This window comes from Novosphingobium decolorationis, assembly GCF_018417475.1.
Classification (GTDB): Bacteria; Pseudomonadota; Alphaproteobacteria; order Sphingomonadales; family Sphingomonadaceae; genus Novosphingobium; species Novosphingobium decolorationis.
The window spans coordinates 1,077,418-1,098,933 of sequence record NZ_CP054856.1 but is presented as its reverse complement, the minus strand read 5'-3'; the positions used below and the strand labels follow the sequence as shown (position 1 = coordinate 1,098,933).

The following is a 21,516-nucleotide window of genomic DNA, read 5'->3' as shown; positions in this document are numbered from 1 at the left end:
CTGAGGTGGGCGTCAGTCAGACGATCTGCGGCGAGGGCAGGGGGACCAGGAACTTGCCGCCGCGCGCGCGGAAGGCCTCCTGCTGCTCGTAGATCTCGTCGAAGAAATTCCAGGCCAGGACGAACAGGACGTCGGGTGCCTTTTCCTCGATTGCGCTCACCGGCTTGATCGGAATGCGCGTGTTGGGGGAGTAGAGCCCGTGCTTGAGCGGGTTGCGATCGACGAGGAAATCGAGATACCGCGTATCGATGCCGAAGTGCGTGATCAGCGTGTTGCCGCGCGCCGAGGCGCCGTATCCCGCGATCTTGAGCCCTTGCGCCTTCAGGTCATCGAGCATGGCACGGGTTTCCCGGCCCATCTCCTCGACCCGCGAGGCGAGCTCGTCGTAGGTACTTTGTTCGAGCATCCCCGAACCCATTTCCTCGGCGAGCATCGCTCCCACCCGGTCACTGGGCGCGCGGGGCGCTTCCTTGCGGGTGAGAAAGACGCGCATCGAGCCGCCGTGGATGTCAGGAAGCGAAAGCGCGTCGGTGACTTCCAGGTCGAAGTTCGCGGCGAGCTTGGCAATCGAGAGCAGGCTGAACTCGGAGACGTGTTCGTGGTAGATGTTGTCGAATTCGGTGTGCTCGATGTACTCCTTGGCGCGCGGTACCTCGATCACGAACGTGCCGTTGGGAGCCAGGAGAATGCAGATCGCTTCCATGAAGGTGTGCAGGTCACCGATGTGATTGAAAGTGTTGGTGGTGACGATCACCTTGGCCGGCCCGCGCGCGTCACGGACCTGCGCGGCCGTCTCGGGCGTGAAGTAGGCAAGGAAGGTCTCGACCCCGCGCTGGGCGGCAAGTTCGGCGATGTTCTCGGCCGGATCGAAACCCAGTGTCGTGCAGCCCAGCGTGTTGCAGGCGGCGAGTAGCAGCCCGTCGTTGCTGCCGATGTCCACGATCAGCTCCTCGCCCGCGATCCCGGCAAGGACCTCCGCGAAATCGTGGAAATGCGTGTGCATCCGCGCGGCGCCCGAGGGGACGTAGAGGTAGTGGCGGAAGAAATCGGCCGGGATCTGGTCGGCGATCTCGATCAGGCCACATTCAAGGCACACCTGGGTGTTGAGCGGGAACGCGGGCTGGGGGCGATCGAGGTCCTCGGGACGGATCAGCATCTGTGCTGGCGCATGGTCGCCCAGCGGCAGGAAGAGGTAGGGCGAAGGCGCCTTGCAGGCCCGGCAGGCGGTGAGCGTGGCGTTGGTGGCGAGCGGCGGCATGGTCGTGTTCTCAGGCATTCGAAACCTCCCGGCTGCGCTGGTCGGCGAGCGCGTTGCTGAAATCCTCGAAACGGGCGTGCATGTAGTCGATATGCGCGTCCGTAAGACCGTGGTGGCAGGCAAGCAGGATGCCGCCGCGCATCACATCGTCGGCGACTGGATAGCCTGCGGGATCGCGCGCCACGGTGACCGACTTCATGGCCGGCTGGCGCAGGATGTTGCCGGTAAAGACCGGTCGGGTCTGGATGTCACACCCCTCCAGCCACGTCTGAAGCTCGCGCCGGGTGAAGGGGGCATCCTCGCGAATGGTAAGCGGGAAGGCCAGCCAGCCGGTGCGCGAGCCGGGCATCTGGCGGGGCAGTTCGAACCAGTCCTCATAGGCCTTGAAGAAGTCGTACTGGCGCTGGAAGTTGTGTTCGCGCGCGGCGATGTTGTGTTCCAGCTTGCCCAGCTGGACCAGACCGAAGGCCGCGCCGATTTCCGACGGCTCGACGTTGAAACCCAGCTCCTCGAACAGGAACTTGGCATCGTAGCTGAAGCCATCGAGCTCGACGTTGAAGCGCTTGTCGATGCTTTCGGAATCGACGTAGAGCGAACTTGTCCGCCCCCACGAACGCAGCAGCAGACCCCGCCGCGCCAGATCCGGATCGGACACGCAGAGCATGCCCCCGTTCCCCGCCGCGTTGATGACGTGGCTGCCATAGAAGCTGGTCGTCGAGATGTGCGAGCGCGTGCCCGTGCTGGTGCCATGCAAGGTGGCGCCCAGCGTGTCGGCGCTGTCCTCGATCACCATGAGGCCATGGGCCTGGGCGATCTCCCAGATACGGTCCCAGTCGGGCAGGTTGCCGATCAGCGAGGGGATCATCATCGCCCTGGTGCGCGGCGTGATCATCGCCTCGATCTTGTCGACATCGATGTTGTAGGTGCCAGGCGCGGCATCGACGAAGCTGGGCACGAGCCCTGCGCGCACGAGCGGGGCGACCGTCGTTGCGAAAGTCAGCACCGGGGTAATGACCTCGCTCCCCTTGGGCAGGTCGAGCAGTTCGACCGCGAGGTAGTTTGCCGAGGACCCGGAGTTGACCATGATCCCATGGTCTTTCGCGAAGAGCGCGGCGACCTTCTCCTGCATCTCGCGGACCTTGAGGCCCATCTGGGTAGAGGTGCGCAGCACCTCGAGCACGGCGGCGATTTCCTCCTCGCCGTGGACTGTCTGGCCGTAGTTTACGCGCATGCTGCTGCCGCCCTTTCGATGGATGGTTGACGCGGGGTGAGGGATGTCGGGTGTTCGCTGTAGCGGGCGATCTGCGCGGCGCTGAAGGCGCGCATGTCGGCGGCGTGGGCACAGGCCTCGCGGTACCATTCCACGCTCATGCGCACGGCCTCCCCGGTGGAGAGACGCGGTGTCCAGCCGAGCACGGCGCGCGCCTTGCTGCTGTCGAGCGTGAGCATACCCGCCTCGTGCGGATCATCTGGCCGTTTGCCGAACAGGATACGCGGGGCCCCTTCGCCCCAGGCTGCGATGACGTGCTGCGTAATGGCTTCGACGTCGAGGAAGTCGTCGGCACTCGGCCCGAAGTTCCAGCCCTGCGCATAGCGCTGGCCGTCCTCGCCCATGAGGCGTGCGCCAAGGAGGAGATAACCTCCCAGGGGTTCGAGTACATGCTGCCAGGGGCGCACGCTGGCCGGATTGCGGATCGTGACCGGCTGGCCGGCCAGAGTTGCGCGCACGATGTCCGGAAGCAGTCGGTCGAGCGAGGCATCGCCGCCGCCAATGACGTTGCCCGCGCGCGCGGTGGCGATCTGGCACCCCTCGGGGGCACTGAAGAACGAGCGGCGAAAGGCCTCTGCGACCAGCTCGGTGCAGCCTTTGGATGCGCTGTAGGGATCGGCTCCGCCCAGAGGGTCGGTCTCGCGATAGGCCCAGTGCCATTCGCGATTGTCATAGCATTTGTCGCTAGTCACCACGACGACCGCGCGGGCGCTGGGCATACGGCGTACCGCATCGAGAACCACGGCCGTGCCGGTGACATTGGTGGCGAACGTCTCGACCGGCGCGGCGTAGGAGGGGCGCACCAGCGCCTGGGCTGCAAGGTGGAACACGATGTCCGGAGCAAGCCCCGCGCACGTCTCTGCAAAGGCGCGCTCGTCGCGGATGTCGGCGATGCGGTGGTCGATGAGCTCGGAAATCCCCACGCTGCGGCCGAAATCGGGGCCGTCGGGATCGGTGGGAAGGGCAATGCCCGTGACTTCGGCGCCGAGCGCCTTCAGCCACAGGGTGAGCCAGGCCCCCTTGAAGCCGGTGTGCCCTGTTACCAGCACCCGCTTGCCGCGATACGTGTCGGCCAGCGTCTGCCCGAGAGAAGGGTAGACTTCAGACATTGATGAGCTTCGTCGGCGCATCGGTGGTCAGCACGGCCTGCCCGTTCTCGAAATCCATCCAGGGCGGCAGGGCCTGAGTGGCGAGGGCATCGAGCGTGTCGCGGTCGCGCACGGTGTCCATGGGATGCCAGAAGCCCTTGTGCTGGTAGGCCATAAGTTCGCCGTCGTGGGCAAGGCGGGTGAGCGGGGCCTGCTCGAGCGGTTCCTCGTCGCCCTCGAGGTAGTCGAGAACACCCGGCTCGAAGATGAAGAAACCGCCGTTGATCCAGGTTTCGTACTTGCGCACCTTCTCGGTGAATTCGACCACCTGGCCATCCTCGATCTCGAGGTTGCCGAAGCGGGCGGGCGGGCGCACCGCGGTCACCGTCGCAAGCTTGCCGTGTGAACGATGAAAGTCGAGAAGCGCGCCGATGTCGACGTTGCCCACGCCATCGGCATACGTGACCATGAAGGTTTCATCGTCGAGCCAGGAGCGCAGGCGGCGCAGGCGCCCGCCGGTCATCGTGGCGAGCCCGGTGTCGACGACCGAGACGCGCCAGTCGATCTTGCTGGTCGGGCGCAGCGCCATCTCGCCATTGCCGATCCCCACCGTGAAGTCGTTCGACATCAGGTGCAGGTCCTGGAAGAAGCTCTTGATCGCCATGGCCTTGTAGCCGCACGCGACGATGAAGTCGTTGTGCCCCCAGTGGTCATAGATATCCATGACGTGGAGCATGATCGGCCGTCCGGCGACCTCCACCATGGGCTTGGGGACGCGGACCGTCTCTTCGGCAAGGCGGGAGCCCAGGCCCCCTGCGAGCAACACGACTTTCATGTTCCAAGGCTCCGATCAGTGTGTGGGATCAGCGGTTGGGAAGCGCTCCTGAAGGTCTCGCTTCGGGACATGCAGGAAGGGTAAGGCTTGAGCGGGATGCGGCGAAATGGGCATCGGGGTTAGGCGGGTTTAGCCAGGTGGACACTCAAAGGGTGGAGGGCCCGCCCGCCGGGGGCAGGACAGGCGTCGCATCCGGGCGGCGGTACAGTTCGATGGTCCGTCCCTTGTGGCGGCGCCGAAAGCCGGTGTAGCCGTGGGACAGCGCATAGGCCTTGAAGGGCTCTTCCAGCTTTTCCTCGCCACTGATCAGGATCGCGGGCGGCGGGGCGGCGTCGAGGAAGGCGGCCAGCCCGGCGGCGGAGGTCGTGGTGTAGTAGCGCCGGTCACCTTCAGGGATGTAGGGCGCAACGCGGTACACGAACTGGCCCGCCGCGAATTCGGGGGGCACGGCGAAGTTCCCCGCGAGCGCAAGGGCCGGGGTGAGCGTTGCGACCCGTTCACCGCCGGAAAAGCCCGCCTCGCGCGCCAGGGCGCGCATGTCGCGGTGCAGGCTGATCGTCTCCCACTGTTGGGGGCGGGCCAGCTGGACAAGCCCGGGCCCGATCCGCGATGCACATCCGACAAGGGCGAGGAGCGCCACGGCCCCAAGCACCGCTTGGGCTCCCGGAAGGTCGGGCGTTGCCGTGCGGGCGCGCAGCAGGACAACAGCCAGAATCAGGAACGGGATCGGGGGTACGAAATACTGCGGGAAAGAAGGCGAGGGGACGAAGGCCACCACGAAGCCTGTCGCGGCAAGGCCCAGCGCCAGGACAACGCTCCAGCCCCGGACAAGCCGTAGGCTCTCACGCATGTTCGTGCGCATGGCCGGGATGAGCGCGAGCGCCACGATCCCTACGAGGCTGAGCAGCGTTGCATTCGCAAGCCAGATGCTCTCGGCGAGCAGTATCCTGGCGGCCAGTGTGTCCACCTTGGGCTCGCTGGAAGCGGCCCAATAGGCCGGCTGTAACTCGGTGAAATAGCGCAGGGTGTGGGCAAAGAAGCTCTGCGTATCGAACAGGACGTACATCAGGACGGGTAGCCCTGCGAGCAGGCCGCCTGCCGCCAGCGGAAGGGTCCCGGCCAGAAGTCGCAGCGCGAACCCGCGCGAGGTCGGCGCGAACAGGGTCGCAAGCGCAAAGAACGGGGCCAGAAAGATGTAGTTGGCCTTGAGACCGATGGCGCAGGAGACCAGGACACCTGCGGCAAAGTAGGCGAGCGGCGCGGGGCGGGTGGATCCGATCCCGTGCAGCAGCGCGTAGAAAGCCAGCAACGCAGGGGCGAGCGGGAGCAGGTTGTTGGTGGCCAGCATCCCCGCCCCGCCCAGCAGCAGGACGTTGCCCATCAGCAGGCACGCGGCGGTGAAGAAAGCAAGGAACCCCGCTTCGGTCCGGCGGCAGATCAGCCAGATCGCGCCAAGTGCCGCGGCCCATCCGGCCAACACCAGAAGGCGCGCGACGAGGAGGAAATGTTCGGTTCCGACAAGGTCGTAAAGGCCGCCCAGCAGCCAGGGCAGGATGGGCAGGTGGTTGTAGCCAAGGTCAAGATAGATGTCCTGCGTCCCACCCAGCCGGGCGACCGTGAGGAACAGGTTTTCGTCCCGGCTGAGCGGGGTGGACATGAGCCGTCCCGCAAGCCCCAGGAATACGATCCCGAGAACCCCGAGCCCTACCAGTTCGAGACGGGCAAGAGGCTTTGGCCGCGGGCGCACATGCACGGCCTCGGCGTATTCGGGGCGAAGCTCCATCCAGTCCTCGGCGATTTCGACACGTTGCATCTGTGGCCTGCATTTCCCGCTGTTGATCCTGTGAAATCTGACGGATCGGCAGGCCGCGAGGCGAGCACGATTCGGGCGTACCCATTCCGGGTCGCGCCTCCCACGAAGGGGAACGGGAGAGCGTCGGGCGGGCTCGAAGCGGGGGCGCGGCCCTCCCAAGGGCTGCAGGCCGGGCCAAAAGGGGTAGACCGTATTCCCAGATTTCCGGGGGGCACGATCTGATACGCTCGGCAAGACCGACAGAGCTCCGTGCGGGGGCTCCTTGCGTGAAACCGGAAGACGGATTTTGCCGCGTGCCTTCTAGCCAGACCCCACCCCAACACATTCTCATCGTGACCTCGGGCCTTGGTGCGGGGGGCGCGGAACAGGTCATAGCGCAGCTGGCGCACCATCTGGTCGAAGCTGGCCATGAGGTGGACGTCGCCGCCTTCGATACCGACGAGGCGCGCATCTACCACGAGCTTCCCGTCGTGAGCCGGGTCTTCCGGCTGGGCGGGCGCTCCGGACTTGTGGGCGTTGCAGGACGGGTCAGGGCGCTTCGCGGTCTCGTCGCCCGGCGCCGTCCCGATGTCGTCCTCTCGTTCCTGACCAAGATCAACCTGGTGGCGGCCTTGGCGGTTCAGGGCCATCCCGCTCGCCTGATCTGCGCCGAGCGCAACAACCCCGAGCAGCAGCAACTGCATCCCTTGTGGAACCTGGCGCTGCGCTGGTTCTACCGCCGAGCCGACACCATCATCTGCCAGACCGAGGGGGTACGCCGCTGCTTTGCACATGACCTGCAGGGGCGGCTGGTGACCATTCCCAACCCCGTTCCCGAACCCGATGTCGTGCGCGGGGAGGGGACTACCTACACCGTCTGCGCGGTCGGGCGTCTCACCTACCAGAAGGGGTTCGATCGGCTGATCGAGGCCTTCGCCGACATCGCCGCCGATTACCCGCAATGGCGCCTCGCCATCTGGGGCGAAGGCCCTGATCGCGAGGCGCTTGAGGCGCGTATACGCGAGAGGAGCCTGGAGGGGCGCATTGTCCTGCGCGGACTTGGCGAAAGGCCGCGTTCCTGGATCCGCGAGGCCGACGTCTTCGTGCTCTCTTCGCGCTACGAGGGGTTCCCCAATGCCCTGGCCGAGGCCATGGCGGCCGGTCTCCCCGTGCTGGCAACCCGATGTGATTTCGGTCCCGAGGACATGATCCGGGACGGTGAGAACGGTCTCCTGGTCAAGGACGAGGGCGCACACGCTGCGCTGGGCGCCGCGCTCGCGCGACTGCTCGGCGACGCGCCGCTGCGCGAGCGACTGGGCCAGGCGGCGACGTGTTCGATGCTGCGCTTTCGCCCGGCTTACGTGCTGCGCCGCTGGGACGAGGTCTTGCGGCATCCTCCCGGCCATGGTCTGTCCGCAGGAGGTTCACGGCGAGGCGCGCGCCGGTCTCCAAGGGACAGGGCGCATGCTCTGGCGAGGAGCGAATGAGCGTGCAGATGCTGCGGGTGCTGTTCACTTCGGCGGGACGCCGGGTCGAGCTGACCCGATGCTTCCGGCGAGCGGGCACGGTGCTCGACGTCGCCATCGAGGTGCATGCCTGCGACCTCACGCCGCACCTCAGCGCCGCGTGTCTTGATGCCGATGCCAGCTTTGCCGTACCGCGCTGCACGAGCCCGGACTATGTGCCGCGCCTTCTCGACTACTGCCGGGCGAACGGGATCGACCTGCTGGTGCCGACCATCGACACCGAGCTTGAGGCGCTGGCCGCCGCGCGCGAGGACTTCGCGGCAGTGGGGACGCTGGTTCATGTCAGCGCGCCCGAGACGATTGCCATTGTCCGGGACAAGGCCCGGACGACCGAGGTGCTCGAGCGCGCCGGCGTTCCGGTGCCGCGGACCGCCCCCATCGAGGCGGTGCGCGCGGCGCCGGGGGACTGGAGTTGGCCGCTCTTTGCCAAGCCGGTCGGAGGGAGCGCCAGCCGCGGTATCGGAGTGCTGGAAGGTCCCGGTGACATCTGTGCCCTCTACGAAGAGCCGATGCTGGTGCAGGACCTGCTCGAAGGCCCCGAATACACGATCAACATGTACCTTGATGGCGAGGGGCATATGCTGTGCGCCATTCCCCACGAACGCCTTTCGGTCCGCGCGGGGGAAGTGGAGAAGGGGCGCACCTTGCGCGACCCGCGCATGATCGAGATTGCAGAGGCCATCGCGCAGACCCTGCCCGGCGCGCAAGGGGCGCTGTGCTTCCAACTGATCGATGACCCCTGCCATGGCCTGCGCGTGTTCGAGATCAACGCGCGCTTCGGAGGCGGGTACCCGCTTGCCGATCATGCGGGAGGACGCTTTGCCGAAAATCTCCTGCGCCGGGTCTTGGGCCGCGCACCGGTGGACCCTTCTGACTGGCGCGCCGGGGTGACCATGGTGCGCTACGACGCGGCGCATTTTGTTGGCTGATCCGTACTTGGCAGAGGACAGCGGATGTCTCGATCTGACGGACCGCGTCCTCGTGCTCGATCTCGACGATACGCTCTACCTCGAACGCGACTTCGCGTTCAGCGGCTTTGCCGCGCTGGAGCCGTTGGTCTTCCAGCGTATGGGCCGGACGGGCTTTGCCCGGGCTTGCCGCACCCTGTTCGAGGCAGGCCTTCGTGGAACGATTTTCAACCAGGCGCTGGCGGAGCTGGGTGCTGCGGGCGAAGAGGAACTGATCCGCGAACTTGTCGGGGCCTACCGCGCGCATGATCCGCAGATCGCGCTCGCCTCCGATGCGGCGCGCTTTCTTGCACGGGCGCCGTGCGCAAGCAGCGCGCTGATCTCGGATGGGCCTGCGGGCATGCAGCGCTCCAAGGTGCGCGCGCTTGGTCTGGAGGAAAGGCTGGGACGGATCGTTCTGACCGGCGAACTCGGCCCCGGCTGCGGCAAGCCGCACCCCCTTGGCTATGCCCTAGTCGAGGAATGGTCGCAGCGTCCTCCCGAGGCGCATGTCTATATCGCGGATAACGCGGCCAAGGACTTTCTCGAGCCGCGCCGACGCGGGTGGACGACGATCCAGATCCTGCGGCCCGAACGGGTTCATCGCGGCGCGGCACCTACCCTTGCGCACCGCGCGCACCATGTCGTGGGTTCGCTGGATGCGCTTGCGCTTCGCAAAGGTGCGGTGGGCGCGCGGTAAGGTCCGGGGCGGTGCCTATTCGGCAGCGTCGGATGGGCAGGCCTCGACCCGGGGCGTTTCGATCTTCGGGGCCCGGCGTTCGCCGCCCAGCATCACCCAGAACGTGCGCAAAAGGATCTGCATGTCGAGGCGCGGGCTCGCGTTGTCGATGTAGCACATGTCGAGCGCGACCTTCTCGTCAAGTGAGAGCAGGGTGTTGCCGTTGACCTGCGACCAACCGGTGAGCCCGGGACGCACGCGCGCGCGCTGGCGGCCGCGTTCGCCGAGCTGTGCGATGGTTTCGGGAAGGAGCGGGCGCGGCCCCACGAAGGCCATGTCGCCGCGCACCACGTTCCACAGGCCTGGCAGTTCGTCGAGACGGCTTCGGCGCAGGAACTTGCCCAGGCCTGTGACGCGCGCCTCGTCGGGGAGGGGCGCTCCCGCTGCATCGAAGGCGCTGCGCATCGAGCGCAACTTGAAGAGCGTGAAGCGTGCCTGGTGAAGTCCGGAGCGTTCCTGCCGGAACAGGATCGGGCGGCCCATGCTGAGCGCCACGCCCAGCCCCAGAACGCCGATGACGGGCGCGCAAGGGACAAGCATCAGCACGGCAAGCGCGCGCGTAGCCAGACGCGAGCCGCCGGGGCGGGTGGCCGGGGATGGCTCGTGCGCGGCGGTGTCCTGCAAGGGGTCATCGGTGGGGGGGGGCATCGACGCTCAGGCCGCGCTTGGCTGGTAATCACCGCGCGCGAACATGCGGCGGATGCGCTCGCCCCAGGTCGGGATCGGCGGGATGTCGGAGGTGTAGTATTCGGCCGAATAGCGGTAGAACTGCACCGAATCCCCGTACCTGCGGCGGGCGTGTTCGGCGTAGTCGACCTGGTCGAAGATGACGCCGCGGATCCTGTCGGTGTCCATGACCTCGAAGGCAGCGCGCATCTGGTCGATGGTGGTCTTGCCCCAGCGCGCGACCAGGATCGTCTGGTCGGCAAAGTCACACATGGTGCGCGCATCGCGCACGGCCAGCGCGGCGGGGGCATTGATGACGATGAGGTCGAAGCGTTCGCGAAGCTGTTCGAGCAGGCCGGTGAGGCGGTGGGATGACAGGATCACGGCGGGCTCCGCGACGGGTGCCTTCGCGCTCAGGAGATAGATGCGCTTTTCGCTCGGCTCGCTGTCCAGGATGGCCTCGAGATCGCGCTCGTCCCGGGCGATGTCGTCCGGCCCTTCGACCCGGCGATGCTGGAGCATCAGTCCGTCAAGGTCCGCGCGGCCTGTCACGATATCGACCAGGTCCGGGGCCAGCGACTGTTCCTGCAGGCGTTGGAGCACGCCGCGCTTGCGCAGGTCGAGGTCGAGGACGACGGTGCGATCCCCCATCGCCACACCTGCCGCGGCGAGGGAGAGCGAGACCGTCGATTTGCCATCGCCGGGAACAGGCGAGCTGATCAGGACGACCTGCGAGCCCTTTCGCCCCGGGCGCAGGGCGCGCAGGTCGCAATAGGCCGAGCGTGCAACTTCGGAGAACAGCGATTGCGGTTCTGTGAGCACGACGCTGTCCTTGGGGTCCTGCGAAAGACCGTGCGCGATCTGGGGCAGCATGCCCAGGGTCGGCCGACCGAAGAGGCGGCGGATCTGGGCGACGGTGCGCAGCTTGTTGTCCAGGAATTCGCGGGTAAGGGCCGCCATGAAGGCAAGAACGGTCGAGCCCAGGAACGCGGTGACCGTCATCTTGAGAGGGTTGGGCGCGATCGGTGCGTAGTCGGGAACGGCGGGCGAGACGATGGTCGAGGCCACGCCCTGCAGCTGCATCTGGGCACCTACCTGCTCCACGCGCTCGGCGAGGACCTTGTAGGCCGCTTCGGCCAGATCGGACTGGCGCACCAGCTTGTCGAGCTCCACCGTGTTCTGCGCGTTGCGATAGGCGCTGGACGACAGGCTGCCGACGACGTTCTGCAGGCGCGCGGCCATGGCGGCGGCTCCGGCCGCTTCGCTGCGGGCAAGCTGAGCCATCTTCTCGCCTTCGGCACGGGCGACGGCCTGGGTCGCGGCCTGAACCTGGTTGCGTTCACGAGCGATGCTGGTGTCGATCGTGGCAAGCTGCGAGTTGACGCGGCGCACGTCGGGGTGATTGGGGCCCAGGCTGGTGCTCAGCTTGGCCTTTTCCGCCACGAGTTCGCCGCGGCGCCGTTCGAGGGAATCGAGCGCGGTCGAGGTCGCAGTCGCCGTGCTCTGGATCTCGCTGGCGCGCGAAATTCCGGCGCTGCGGGCCGCCGAGGCATCGCGTGCAGCGTTGGCCGCTGCACTCTGGAGGGCGATGCGGTTGATCTGCTGCAGGTCCTCGGCCCCGCCGGCGCCGACAAGCATGCGGTTGCGGGTGCGGAACTCGGCGACCTTGGCGGCGGCGTCGAGGGCGGCCTGTTCGCGGGTCTGCAGTTCCTTCTCGAGCGAGCCGAGAAGTTCCTGACGCCGCTCGTTGGTCTTGGCGTTGCGCAGGATGCCGACCGAGACGGGCAGCTGGTTGGCGATATCGGCGGCAAGCTCGGGCGAACGCGACGTCACCGAGATCTGGATGAGGTCGGAACCGCTTTCGGCATTGATCGCCAGCATGCCGAGCAGGTGGTTGATCGCGAGTTGCATCAAGGCCTTGCCGGTAAGATTGTCGTTGCCCAGTTCACTGCGGAACCTCTCATCGTTGAGGAGGTCGAGGTCCTTGATGATCTGGCCGGCCACCGAACGCGAGCGGTGCAGGCGCACCGTGTTCGCGACACGCTCGGCGTTGCGCGAGTTGACGTCGGCCTGGTTGGTGCCGACCTCGTCGATCAACTCGACCTGGACGTTGGAGCTGGACTGATAGAGCGGGGGCGAGGCCAGTTGCTGGGCGAGCACGAGCACGGTGATCACGCTGACGATGGCGAGGATCATGCCCCGATAGCGGTGGAACAAGCGCACCAGGTCCTGCGGTCCGATCTGTTCGGAGGCTGCACCCATCGCGCTTCCTTCCGGCTGCGGGGACGTGCGGTGCAGCGCAACCGAAGCGTCAGGGTCGTGATGTGCGATCGACGTCGACATTTCCGCTCTCCTCGGGCTGGACGCAGGGACCATCCGATGTGTGTGGTGTCAGGAGAGGGCAGTATGGTTCACGGCCCTGCGGGAACAAATCGCGCATCCGGAAGGGGGCCTGCTTCTTTTCTGGCTAGTCCTTATGGGCAGGACCGGAACGAAGGAGGGACTTGTAGAGGTCGAAATGGCGCTGCGCGGAGCCCTCCAGGCTGTAGCTCTGGCTCGTTGCGAGCGCGCCTTGCGAGTAGGAGTGGTAGTAATAGGCGTTGTGGGCAAGACGGGCGATCGCGTTGGCGAAGGAGGACGGCTTGTCGAGCGCGCACAGCGCGCCGTTGCGCCCGGGCACCACCAGCCCGCGATTGCCGTTGACATCGCTGGCGACCACGGGAAGTCCCATCGACATGGCTTCGTGGATTGCGATCGATGCGCCCTCGTAGCGCGAGGTGTTGAGGTAGATGTCACTGGCAGCCAGGAGGTCGCGGATGTCGGCGCGTTCTCCCAGGAATTGCACCATGTCGGCAAGGCCAAGGGCATCGACCTTGCCACGCAGCCGCTCCAGGTCCGTGCCGCCGCCCGCCACGCGAAGGCAGAAGACGGGCTCGGTTCCCGGGCGGAACTGGCGCAGGACACGCGCGACCTCGATGAGCAGATCGTAGTTCTTCTGGTCCGAGATCGCCCCCACGGTCAGGATGCGGCAGGGGGTCCCAACGCTCTCGCGCGGGGCCTTGGCGCGGTAGCTGGCGGCCGGCGCATTGGGGATCAGAGAGAAGGGACGGCGCGAGAGGTCGCGATAGAGCGATGCGGTCTCGTTGCTGATCGCGACATAGTGCGCGACCACGTGGTCGAGAAAGCGGAATGCCGCTGCCGGAAACGAGAGGCGGCTGTTGTGATGGGTGAAGACGACCGGTCCTCCAAATCCCGAAAAGGCGAGCATGAGTACGGCGCGCACCGTATGGGCATGGACGATGTGCGGGCGCGTTTCACTCAGGTGGCGCCGCAGCGCGCGTACTCCTTCGATCAGTCCGCGCCGTCGGGTCAGGGCCAGGCTGTCGAAGTGCGCACCGGCCTTCGTGATGCGTTGCTGGAGTTCGGTTTCCATGGCTTGCGAGTTGCCCAGGGTCTGGGCATCGCACAGAGCCGTGACGCAGGCGCGCGCGCCAAGCCCGGCATAGGCCTCGTTGAGATTGGTGATGAGGATTTCCGCGCCGCCCGAGGTCAGGCTGGTGAGGATCGAGCAGATTCGCAGGGGCTCGGTCCCGGTCCGCGCGCCGGGCGATGACGCGGGCACGGGCGGCTGGGGACGGACGACGAATTTGCCTTGGGGGGCCTGATGGGTCATGGCAGGGGCTCCTTGGTCGAGGCGCCCACAGGTTCAGGGCGTCGGCTGGCGGCGAGGCGGCCATGCAAGGCGATATCGAACGCGAGGACCAGCATGAGGCCAAAAACGATGTGGGCGAAGTTGGCCCCGATCGCGCCGTAGCGCGGGACCAGGAGGGTGGCCGTGATGAAGAAGGCGAAGGTGGCCAGAACGCTGCAGGCAAGCACGAAGCTCGGCCGGTTCATCGCCAGAAGCGCCGAACGGGCCGGGGCCGCATGCAGCATCAGCATGATCGCGACGAGCTGGGCGAGGAGCAGCGCGAAGCTGCCCGAGAAGGCATCGCCGAAGACGAATTCGAGAAGCGGCCTGCCCATGAGCCAGCACAGCGCAAGGGCGACCAGTCCGATCCCGCCCAGAGCCAGTTGCAGCATCGTCACCAGGCGCCGCACGCCCTTGCGCGAGGACTGGTTCCACAGCCGCGCCAGGTCGGGATAGATGATCGTCTGGAGTAGGTCGCCCGCGGTCTGGACGACTTTCGCGATGCGCCGCGAGAGATAGTAGAGGCCCGCCGCGGCGGGTCCGGCCAGGGTGCTGACAAGTAGCGTGTCCATCTCGTGGGTCAGGGTGCGCAGGCCCGAGGACAGGTTCGTCGAGATCGCAAAGCGCAGGAAGCCGGGGAACTTGCTGGGCAGATGGCGCTTGTCCGCGCGCCAGGGGCTGGGAATGCCGGTCTGTTTCAGGGTGCGCAGCCCCAGGGCGTTGAACAGGAGGGAATCGAAGAGCTGGGACACGGTCCAGGCCACTACGAATTCGGTGATCCCCCGGCCCAAAGCATAGAGCAGGCAGGCCAGCGTCAGGCGGAGCAGAACGGCGGCCAACTGCACGTAGGCGAGCACGCGGAAGCGCCCGGCAAGGCGCAGGGCTGCGCTCGCCATGCCGCGCAGGTTTCCGGCAATCGCGAGCGCATAGATGGCCACGAGGAAGCGCGCGTCGCCATCAAGGCCAAGCAGGGGCCCTGCCTCCAGCGCGACTATCACGGCGAGCAGTGCAGCGCCCAGCGCGCTGGCAATGTCGAGAAGGAGGCTGTAGGCGTAGAGCGAGGCAAGGCGCTCGGGCGAGGCGCTCTCTTCCTCTGCCGCGACGAAGCGGATCAGCGGTTGCCAGGATTCGAAGCGGACCAGGCGTTCGCAGGTGCGCGAGATGGTGAGGACGATCACGAAAGTCCCGAACGCCTGTGTTCCCAGCGCGCGGGTTGCGATCGCCAGCGTCGCCATCATCAGGACGGCGGCGCCAAGGCTTCCGGACATGAGGTGGGCCAGGCTGACAAGACGCGGGCGGATGAGCGTGCTGCGCTGCCAACGTTCACGCAGCGAGGCTCGCGGCGGACCGGACGCCGGGGTGCTGGCATGGCGGCGCGCGGCGCGCGGTGTCAGGCCGATAAGGTCCGTCATCTCAGGACAACTGCTGGTGGCGGGAGCCGGGCCCAGGCCCGTATGCCGTCCGCTCGTCGCTTGGCGCCACTCCCTGCGCCGAGCGCGTCGAGATCCAGGCCAGCGCGAACATCAACATGACGGGGCCATTCCAGAGCCGGGCAAACATGTGCGGCAAGGACATGGTGTAGATGAAGAACACGGCGAGGATCGCGAGGCAGGAAATGCCCTCCACCCGGTTCACGCCCGCGATGGCCTTGCCCTGGAGGAGAAGCGCCAGCGCCATCAGGCAAAGGCCGAGAAAGGAGACGATCCCGCCCTCGTTCAGGACCAGCAGGTAAAGCTGGTGAACCGGCATCCCGTGGGGGCTCGCGACACGGTATCCGTCGCTGCCAAGGCCGATGAGCAGATGGTCGTCGGCCAGCTGCCAGGCCTCGACGATCAGCGCTGAGCGGCCCACGAAAGTCCCGGCCCGGGTCGGATCGCCGGTCATGAGGGCCTCGCCGACACGCTCTTCGAATATCCCGGGAACCGGCCCGCCCAGGCTGGTGTAGGCCAGCACGATCAGGGCAAGGGGAACGGCGATGCGCACGAAGGTGCCCAGGCGTGAGAGGCCCAGCACGAAGCCGCAGGCGAGCAGGGCGGCGAAGGTACCGGTAAAGGTGGCGGAATAGACCAGGCCCGCGATCACGCAGAGCGCGAGGATCAGCGCGTAGATCGTGCGCAGCCGCCCGGTCATCACGCCCCGGATCAGAAAGAGCAGCGCGAAGGCGCAGACCGCACCATTGGAATTGGGCTCTCCGGTCATCGCGCCCAGACGCCCGTTCCCATAGACGACATGTTCGTTCACCATCGCGGAGATCTGCGCGCGATCGAACAGGGTTATGAGCGTGATGCCGATGACCTGCGAGACCGCTACGCCCAGGATGTAGGCATTCGCGCAGCGCTCGAGGATCGGCCGGGAACACGAGGTCAGGAGCATCGGCACCAGCAGCATGGCAAAGGCATATTGCCCCGCCACGATTGGCCAGCGCATGAAATCGCCGTGGACGAGCGAGCCGACCAGCATCCCGCCCAGCAGCATTGTCAGCCCCGCCACCCACAGCGCGGTGTAGCGTGCGAACATGCGCGCGTTGAGGCCACCTGCGACGAGCGCGAGGGCAAGGGCCGTGAACAGCGCGACATCGGAGATCGAGATGTTCATGCCCGGCAAGCGACCGGCTTGCCACCAGGACAGGAAGAAGGCCGCTCCGGGCAGGAGCATGCCAAGAGCCCGTTCCTGGCGCGGGCGTGGGACCGGGATGGAGGGCACCCATTGCGGGGGCTGGCGCACGTTTGCCGCGTGCGTGTCGCTGCCGCCGAGAGGTGTGTAAGGGGAAGGGCTGGTGGCCATGACCCAAGCATGAAACGCACGAGGCCAGCAGGCAAAGGCGAGTGTGGAGAAAGCGCGGCGCATTGTCGGTAACGCCAAAGGGGCATCGCGAAGGGCGCATTATACCCAAAGGATAGCTTGTCCGGGCAGCAGGGCGCACCCACACTTGTCCGGTCGCGTAAAGCCGCGTCCCGGACGAGGCGAATGAGCGCACTCGGGGCGCGCAGGCGTCCGGGGGAAAGGTCCGAAGCCCAAGGGCGGAGGCGCGAACCTCATGCGCGCGGTGCCTGGTCTGGCATCCTGTTCCGATCGCGTGTGCGCCAGTCGGTCGGCAATTTTTCATCTGGAACTGGCGCGAACGGGAGAGCGCGGTGCGAACAGCAAGGCAGGAACGGGCGAACACGGATCGCGCGCAGCGGCTCGTGGCGGGGCCTGTCATGGCGAAGCGGAGTCTCGTATTCGCAGGGCTCGTGGGTCTGGCCCTCGCCGATTGCGCGCCGCCAAGCGCGGCAGCTTCGGCCCCGGTCGTGCGCACGCCCGCCGGGCAGAAGGCCTTTCCCGGCGCCATGGGGTATGGTGCGGTCAGCGCCGGAGGGCGCGGGGGGCGGATCATCTATGTGACGACACTTGCCGACGGCGGTCCGGGATCGCTGCGTTCGTGTATCGACTACAAGTTTCCGCGGGTCTGCGTCTTCCGCGTGAACGGGGTGATCCGCTTCACCCAGCGCCCGCCGCGCATCCGCTATCCCTACATCACCATCGCGGGTCAGACCGCGCCGGGCGGCGGAATTACGCTTGCCCACAATGGCGGGGCCAACGGGCAGACACCGCTCGTCATCAAGAACTCGCACGATGTGGTCGTGCGCCACATCCGCGTGCGCAACGATAAGGCGGGCAAGTACCGTGGCGCCGAAGACAACATCACGATCGAGAACAGCTCCAAGGTCATCATCGACCACGTCAGCACCTCGTGGTCGCGCGACGAGGGGATCAATGGCTATGCCGACAACGATCTCGTCACGATCAGCAACTCGATCTTTGCCTGGGGCATTCCCAAGCACGACAAGTGCGCGCTGCTTGCCAGCGACCCCAAGGACAAGCAGAACCTCAGCTTCATCAACAACATCTGCGCGCACAACGGCGATCGCAATCCCGACATCAATTTCCCCAGGGGCTCGTGCGTCGAGCTCGTCAACAACATCCTCTACAACGCCCAGTCGGAATTCGCCGAGGTCTGGGAGACCTATGGCGGCTCGCCGGTCTCGATCGTGAACAACACGTTCCTCGCGGGCAACAACACCAACACCAACAGCCGGGGCATCGCGCGCGAGACGGTCGGATCGACCGGCCGCGCCCAGATCTACCTCTGGGGCAACAAGTATGAAGGCAACTTCAAGCACATCAGCTCCGAAGTCGATGTCGCGCAGGTGCAAGTTGGCCCGTGTCCGCTGACCGTCACCCCCCAGACCGCCAATGCCTCGTTCTACACCGTGCTCGCCCGTTCGGGCGCCTTCCCGCGCGATGACATCGATGACGAAATCCTGTCCGACGTGCGGAACCGCACCGGACAGATTGGCTCGCCTGCGCCTGCGCTTCCCTACCAGCCCGCCGCGAACCCCTATCCGGATGCGGACAAGGACGGCATGGACGATAGCTGGGAGGCAAGCCATGGCGCCAATCCGGCAAAGTCGGATGCCTGGGCTGATGCCAACGGCAACGGGGTCTCCAACTTCGAGGACTTCCTGACATCGCGCGAGCGGGGCTTCGGGCTGTGACGGGCCTCGCCGGGGCGCAGCTTGCCTCCGAACCATCGGTCGGCCGCCCTCGCGCGCAGGGCCGTCCGTTGACGATCTGCTTTCCCTTCAGCGGAGACGAGCTTGGCGGCAGCCACATGTCGGTGCGCGGGCTGCTCGAGCAACTCGATCCGGGCCGTTACCACGTTCTGATCGTGCCCGAGAAGCCGGGCGGGGATATCGCCGAGTTCTTTGCGTCCTGGCCGCAGGCCGCCGATCCCGCACCGCCGCGCCAGTCGCTCGTGCCCGGTGCCCGGATCGGTCCGGCCAAGGCGCTTGGCGCGCTTGCCGGCGTGCGGGCGCGCAGCCGTTTTCTGCAGGCGCGGGGCGTGGATGTCGTGCACAGCAACGACGGGCGCAGCCATGCGGCCTGGGCCCTGGCCGCGCGCCTCGCGGGAAGCCGGTTGCTGTGGCACCACCGCGGCGATCCTTCCGCGCGGGGGCTGCGCTATGTCGCGCCGTTCCTGGCCGACCGGATCCTGACCGTGTCCCGCTTCTCCCTGCCCGCGCAAGGCTCGCGCGCCGCGCAGCGCGCGCAGGTCGTCCACAGTCCCTTCGATACGCAGGTCGAGGCCTGCCGGGAAACAATGCGGGCCCGGATCCTCGACCATATCGGAGCTCCGGCCAATGCGGTCCTGTGTGGCTATTTCGGAAACTTCATCGAACGAAAGCGCCCGATGGGCTTTCTCGACACGGTCGAGGAACTGGGGCGCCTCGTCGATAGACCGGTCCACGGGCTGCTCTTCGGCGATCCGCGCAATACCGAGTACGGGGAGGTTCTGCCCGAGCGTGCGGCGCGGATCGGAGGCAATGCGCGGGCGCACATGATGGGCTTCCGATCGCCCGGTCACGCCTGGCTGGCGGGATGCGATGTGCTGCTGGTCCCCGCCGCGCGCGAGCCGCTCGGACGTACGCTGGTCGAGGCGATGCTGGTCAAGACGCCCGTCGTGGCAACCCGTTCGGGGGGCAATCCCGAAGCGCTCGAAGGCGACTGCGGGATCCTGTGCGATCTCGATGATCCTGCAGGCATGGCCCGCGCCGTCGCGCGCCTTCTTGCCGAGCCGGAGCAGCGCCAGGCCATGTGCCTGCGTGCGCACGTCGCGGCCCGCGCGCGCTTCTCGCGCGAGCACCACGCCGAGCAGGTGGCGGCGGTTTATAATGAGCTTGCCACGCCATGACATGAAGGCCCGGGGGCAGGGGCCCCCGGTTTGATCGAGGCGCGCCTCTTCAGAACCGGGCGCGCAGGCTGAAGCCGGCGCGGAAGCGTTCGAAACGCGCCGCGAAGCGTTCGCTCGTGCGCTTGGAGAACTGCGCGTCGAGACTGAGCGAGAGGTTGCGGGCGATCACGTGCTCGATTTCGCCCGATACGCTCGCGGTGTCCTCGCTTATCCCGGTGCCCACGAACTTGCTGCGCCGGAAGCTGCCACTCAACTTGGCGAACAGGTCGTGGCGGATCTCCTGCTCGGCGGTGAGCCGGACGCGGGTGTCGGTACGACCCTGCGCGCCGGTGCGGAAGGTTGCGACATCGCCGTTGAAGGCATCGAGAAGGAGCGCGGTGCGCCGCGAAGGGCGGTAGATCAGGGCGCCCGAGACCGACAGGCCGGTGCGGCCAGGCGCGGTTGGCTCGTCGGGGTCATAGCGAAAGACACCTACGCCCAGACGCCCTTCGAAGAGCCCTCCAGGTTCGACGTTGAGGCCGAGCTGGCCGCCGTAGGTTGTCGTATCCCGCTCGAGACCGGCCGGGGTTCGCGAAAGGCGGAACTCGCGGCGGTTAAGGAAGGTGCTGGCGGTGACGAACACGGTGCCACCCACGCGAAGGCCCACGGCGGCCTGGCCGTTGTAGGCGGAGAAATCGCGATCGGCATCGAGGCTGGACAGGGCGTCGAAGCGGGTCGCGCTGGCCTGGACATCGAACAGGAGACGCCCGGGCTGCGTGCGCAGGTGAAACTCGGTGGCCAGGATGTCGAACCGGCGCGGGCCGCGATCCGGGTCGGTACGGGCCTCGGAATCGCTGCGATCCTCGACCGCGCGCTGCAGGCTGGCGCCAAGCGAATAGAGCGAGGTTCGGGTGGGTGACCACTTCACCGTGGTATCCAGGCGCCAGCGCTCGGAATTTTCGGTGCTTCGGCTGGAATAGCGGCGCACGGTTCCCGTGACCCCGGTCGTTACCGTGACGGGCCCGGGGCTGCTGTCAGCGCGCACTTCGCCCGAGAAATCGGCGTAGACATCGTCGTAGCGTTCGATGGGGGCGGCGTAGATGTTGCTGTCGTAGTTCAGCCGGACATTGGCGTTGGTGGTGAGACTGAGGCCGCCCAGGTGGATCGGTTGCGCGCGGTACTCGGGATCGTCGGGATAGACCGTGGGCGCCGTACTGCCGAGGGTCTCGGTCTGCGCGCGGGCGGGGATGGCAAGGGCGCCCAGGGCACCCAGGTCGAGGACCAGCGCGGAGAGCGCGAGACGGGCCTTCATGGTCAGAACCAGCGTTCGAAGACCTGGATCCTGTCACCGGGTTGTATCGGTGTCGTCTCGGTTGCCTTGGCGATGATGTCCCGCCCGTCGACCGAGCGCGTGATCGAGACCTTTCCAGTGGAGGCGCGGTAGGTGTACCCGCCAGCGGCGGAAAGGGCAGCAAGCACGGTCATGCCGTGACGATAGGGGAACTCGCCGGGCCGGTTGACTTCGCCGGTCACGTAGAAGGGGCGAAGTTCGATTGGGCGGACATTGACCACCGGCTGCCCGACGAGGATGCCTTGGGAGAGAAGCCGCCTCGCGATGCCCTGCTCGATCTCGCGGTAGCTGAGCCCGGCGACGGGCATCGTCTTGACGTAGGGCATCGAGATCGTGCCCGTCTCCTCGACGACGTAATCGCCGCTGGCGTCCTGCAGCTCCTGTATCGCGATGTGGATCTTGTCCCCCGCGGCGACCTGGTAGGGAGCGGCCTCCATCTCGGCGAGCGCGGGCAACGAGCCGGTGGGCGAGGTGCAGCCGGCGAGCGACATGGCGGTGGCCGTGCAGACAAGAACGGCGGTCTGTGCAAAGAGTTGTCGGCGAGGCGCGGGGGCGGTCATGCTCGGCTCCTGAAACGGCTGGCCCGGCCAGGGCGCGCCTTGCGGCGTGAGAGGCAGGACCAATGAACGGGTAGGATGAC

Annotated in this window: 17 protein-coding genes; 5 read left to right on the top strand and 12 right to left on the bottom strand. The window is 66.7% G+C overall.

Going from position 1 to position 21,516, the window contains the following annotated elements; translation table 11 throughout:
• Window positions 1-16: 16 nt before the first annotated feature.
• From HT578_RS04975 to HT578_RS04955, 5 genes are all read right to left on the bottom strand, one after another.
• The gene (locus HT578_RS04975; RefSeq protein ID WP_239026487.1) at window positions 17-1,276 is read right to left on the bottom strand and encodes a class I SAM-dependent methyltransferase; all 1,260 of its coding nucleotides are present in this window, start codon (window positions 1,274-1,276) and stop codon (window positions 17-19) included.
• Window positions 1,269-2,489, bottom strand: a complete 1,221-nt coding sequence (locus tag HT578_RS04970; protein ID WP_213502405.1) for a DegT/DnrJ/EryC1/StrS family aminotransferase — start codon at window positions 2,487-2,489, stop codon at window positions 1,269-1,271. The genes HT578_RS04975 and HT578_RS04970 overlap by 8 nt, the downstream gene beginning before the upstream one ends.
• Entirely contained in the window at window positions 2,480-3,637 is a 1,158-nt protein-coding gene (rfbG, locus tag HT578_RS04965; RefSeq protein ID WP_213502404.1) for a CDP-glucose 4,6-dehydratase, read from the bottom strand. The genes HT578_RS04970 and rfbG overlap by 10 nt, the downstream gene beginning before the upstream one ends.
• Window positions 3,630-4,451 (bottom strand): glucose-1-phosphate cytidylyltransferase, encoded by an 822-nt coding sequence (gene rfbF, locus HT578_RS04960; RefSeq protein ID WP_213502403.1) that lies wholly within the window; start codon window positions 4,449-4,451, stop codon window positions 3,630-3,632. The genes rfbG and rfbF overlap by 8 nt, the downstream gene beginning before the upstream one ends.
• Window positions 4,452-4,596: 145 nt before the next feature.
• On the bottom strand, window positions 4,597-6,264 hold the full coding sequence (locus HT578_RS04955; protein WP_213502402.1) for a hypothetical protein: 1,668 nt from the start codon (window positions 6,262-6,264) through the stop codon (window positions 4,597-4,599).
• A 293-nt stretch (window positions 6,265-6,557) separates the two neighbouring features.
• Here HT578_RS04955 and HT578_RS04950 point away from each other — a divergent pair, with 293 nt between their 5' ends.
• From HT578_RS04950 to HT578_RS04940, 3 genes are read left to right on the top strand one after another with little or no spacing between them, the layout of a single operon-like run.
• Window positions 6,558-7,730 carry a glycosyltransferase family 4 protein gene (locus HT578_RS04950; protein ID WP_213502401.1) on the top strand — a complete coding sequence of 391 codons (1,173 nt, stop codon included), beginning with the start codon at window positions 6,558-6,560 and terminating at the stop codon, window positions 7,728-7,730.
• A complete protein-coding gene (locus tag HT578_RS04945; protein ID WP_213502400.1) occupies window positions 7,727-8,698 on the top strand; it encodes an ATP-grasp domain-containing protein in 972 nt (323 codons plus the stop codon). The genes HT578_RS04950 and HT578_RS04945 overlap by 4 nt, the downstream gene beginning before the upstream one ends.
• Before the next feature lie 7 nt (window positions 8,699-8,705).
• Window positions 8,706-9,416, top strand: coding sequence for an HAD family hydrolase (locus tag HT578_RS04940; RefSeq protein ID WP_213502399.1), 711 nt, complete (start codon window positions 8,706-8,708; stop codon window positions 9,414-9,416).
• Window positions 9,417-9,431: 15 nt separating this feature from the next.
• Here HT578_RS04940 and HT578_RS04935 read toward each other — a convergent pair whose 3' ends face one another.
• From HT578_RS04935 to HT578_RS04915, 5 genes are all read right to left on the bottom strand, one after another.
• The gene (locus HT578_RS04935; RefSeq protein ID WP_213502398.1) at window positions 9,432-10,103 is read right to left on the bottom strand and encodes a sugar transferase; all 672 of its coding nucleotides are present in this window, start codon (window positions 10,101-10,103) and stop codon (window positions 9,432-9,434) included.
• A gap of 6 nt (window positions 10,104-10,109) precedes the next feature.
• Window positions 10,110-12,383 (bottom strand): GumC family protein, encoded by a 2,274-nt coding sequence (locus tag HT578_RS04930; RefSeq protein ID WP_213502397.1) that lies wholly within the window; start codon window positions 12,381-12,383, stop codon window positions 10,110-10,112.
• Window positions 12,384-12,588: 205 nt separating this feature from the next.
• Window positions 12,589-13,794: a glycosyltransferase gene (locus tag HT578_RS04925; protein ID WP_213502396.1), complete on the bottom strand. Its 1,206-nt coding sequence runs from the start codon at window positions 13,792-13,794 to the stop codon at window positions 12,589-12,591.
• A complete protein-coding gene (locus HT578_RS04920; protein ID WP_213502395.1) occupies window positions 13,791-15,224 on the bottom strand; it encodes a lipopolysaccharide biosynthesis protein in 1,434 nt (477 codons plus the stop codon). Before HT578_RS04920 ends, HT578_RS04925 begins: the two co-directional genes overlap by 4 nt.
• Before the next feature lies 1 nt (window position 15,225).
• Window positions 15,226-16,467 (bottom strand): O-antigen ligase family protein, encoded by a 1,242-nt coding sequence (locus HT578_RS04915; RefSeq protein ID WP_213502394.1) that lies wholly within the window; start codon window positions 16,465-16,467, stop codon window positions 15,226-15,228.
• Window positions 16,468-17,012: 545 nt separating this feature from the next.
• On the opposite strand from HT578_RS04915, the gene HT578_RS04910 reads away from it, so the two are divergent.
• Both HT578_RS04910 and HT578_RS04905 read left to right on the top strand, forming a co-directional pair.
• Complete coding sequence (locus HT578_RS04910) at window positions 17,013-18,350, top strand: pectate lyase family protein (RefSeq protein ID WP_213502393.1); 1,338 nt, start codon at window positions 17,013-17,015, stop codon at window positions 18,348-18,350.
• Between the two features lie 68 nt (window positions 18,351-18,418).
• A complete protein-coding gene (locus HT578_RS04905; RefSeq protein WP_239026486.1) occupies window positions 18,419-19,546 on the top strand; it encodes a glycosyltransferase family 4 protein in 1,128 nt (375 codons plus the stop codon).
• A 49-nt stretch (window positions 19,547-19,595) separates the two neighbouring features.
• On the opposite strand, the gene HT578_RS04900 is transcribed toward HT578_RS04905, so the two are convergent.
• Window positions 19,596-20,837 (bottom strand): outer membrane beta-barrel protein, encoded by a 1,242-nt coding sequence (locus HT578_RS04900; RefSeq protein WP_213502392.1) that lies wholly within the window; start codon window positions 20,835-20,837, stop codon window positions 19,596-19,598.
• 2 nt (window positions 20,838-20,839) lie between these two features.
• Window positions 20,840-21,436 (bottom strand): polysaccharide biosynthesis/export family protein, encoded by a 597-nt coding sequence (locus HT578_RS04895; RefSeq protein WP_213502391.1) that lies wholly within the window; start codon window positions 21,434-21,436, stop codon window positions 20,840-20,842.
• Window positions 21,437-21,516: the final 80 nt, after the last annotated feature.

Excerpts from the sequence above, each read along its gene's own strand:
- HT578_RS04975 (WP_239026487.1), bottom strand. The coding sequence starts at position 1,276 with ATGCCTGAGAACACGACCATGCCGCCGCTCGCCACCAACGCCACGCTC.
- HT578_RS04970 (WP_213502405.1), bottom strand. The coding sequence starts at position 2,489 with ATGCGCGTAAACTACGGCCAGACAGTCCACGGCGAGGAGGAAATCGCC.
- rfbG (WP_213502404.1), bottom strand. The coding sequence starts at position 3,637 with ATGTCTGAAGTCTACCCTTCTCTCGGGCAGACGCTGGCCGACACGTAT.
- rfbF (WP_213502403.1), bottom strand. The coding sequence starts at position 4,451 with ATGAAAGTCGTGTTGCTCGCAGGGGGCCTGGGCTCCCGCCTTGCCGAA.
- HT578_RS04955 (WP_213502402.1), bottom strand. The coding sequence starts at position 6,264 with ATGCAACGTGTCGAAATCGCCGAGGACTGGATGGAGCTTCGCCCCGAA.
- HT578_RS04945 (WP_213502400.1), top strand. The coding sequence starts at position 7,727 with ATGAGCGTGCAGATGCTGCGGGTGCTGTTCACTTCGGCGGGACGCCGG.
- HT578_RS04935 (WP_213502398.1), bottom strand. The coding sequence starts at position 10,103 with ATGCCCCCCCCCACCGATGACCCCTTGCAGGACACCGCCGCGCACGAG.
- HT578_RS04930 (WP_213502397.1), bottom strand. The coding sequence starts at position 12,383 with ATGGGTGCAGCCTCCGAACAGATCGGACCGCAGGACCTGGTGCGCTTG.
- HT578_RS04925 (WP_213502396.1), bottom strand. The coding sequence starts at position 13,794 with ATGACCCATCAGGCCCCCCAAGGCAAATTCGTCGTCCGTCCCCAGCCG.
- HT578_RS04920 (WP_213502395.1), bottom strand. The coding sequence starts at position 15,224 with ATGACGGACCTTATCGGCCTGACACCGCGCGCCGCGCGCCGCCATGCC.
- HT578_RS04915 (WP_213502394.1), bottom strand. The coding sequence starts at position 16,467 with ATGCTCCTGCCCGGAGCGGCCTTCTTCCTGTCCTGGTGGCAAGCCGGT.
- HT578_RS04910 (WP_213502393.1), top strand. The coding sequence starts at position 17,013 with ATGGCGAAGCGGAGTCTCGTATTCGCAGGGCTCGTGGGTCTGGCCCTC.
- HT578_RS04900 (WP_213502392.1), bottom strand. The coding sequence starts at position 20,837 with ATGAAGGCCCGTCTCGCGCTCTCCGCGCTGGTCCTCGACCTGGGTGCC.
- HT578_RS04895 (WP_213502391.1), bottom strand. The coding sequence starts at position 21,436 with ATGACCGCCCCCGCGCCTCGCCGACAACTCTTTGCACAGACCGCCGTT.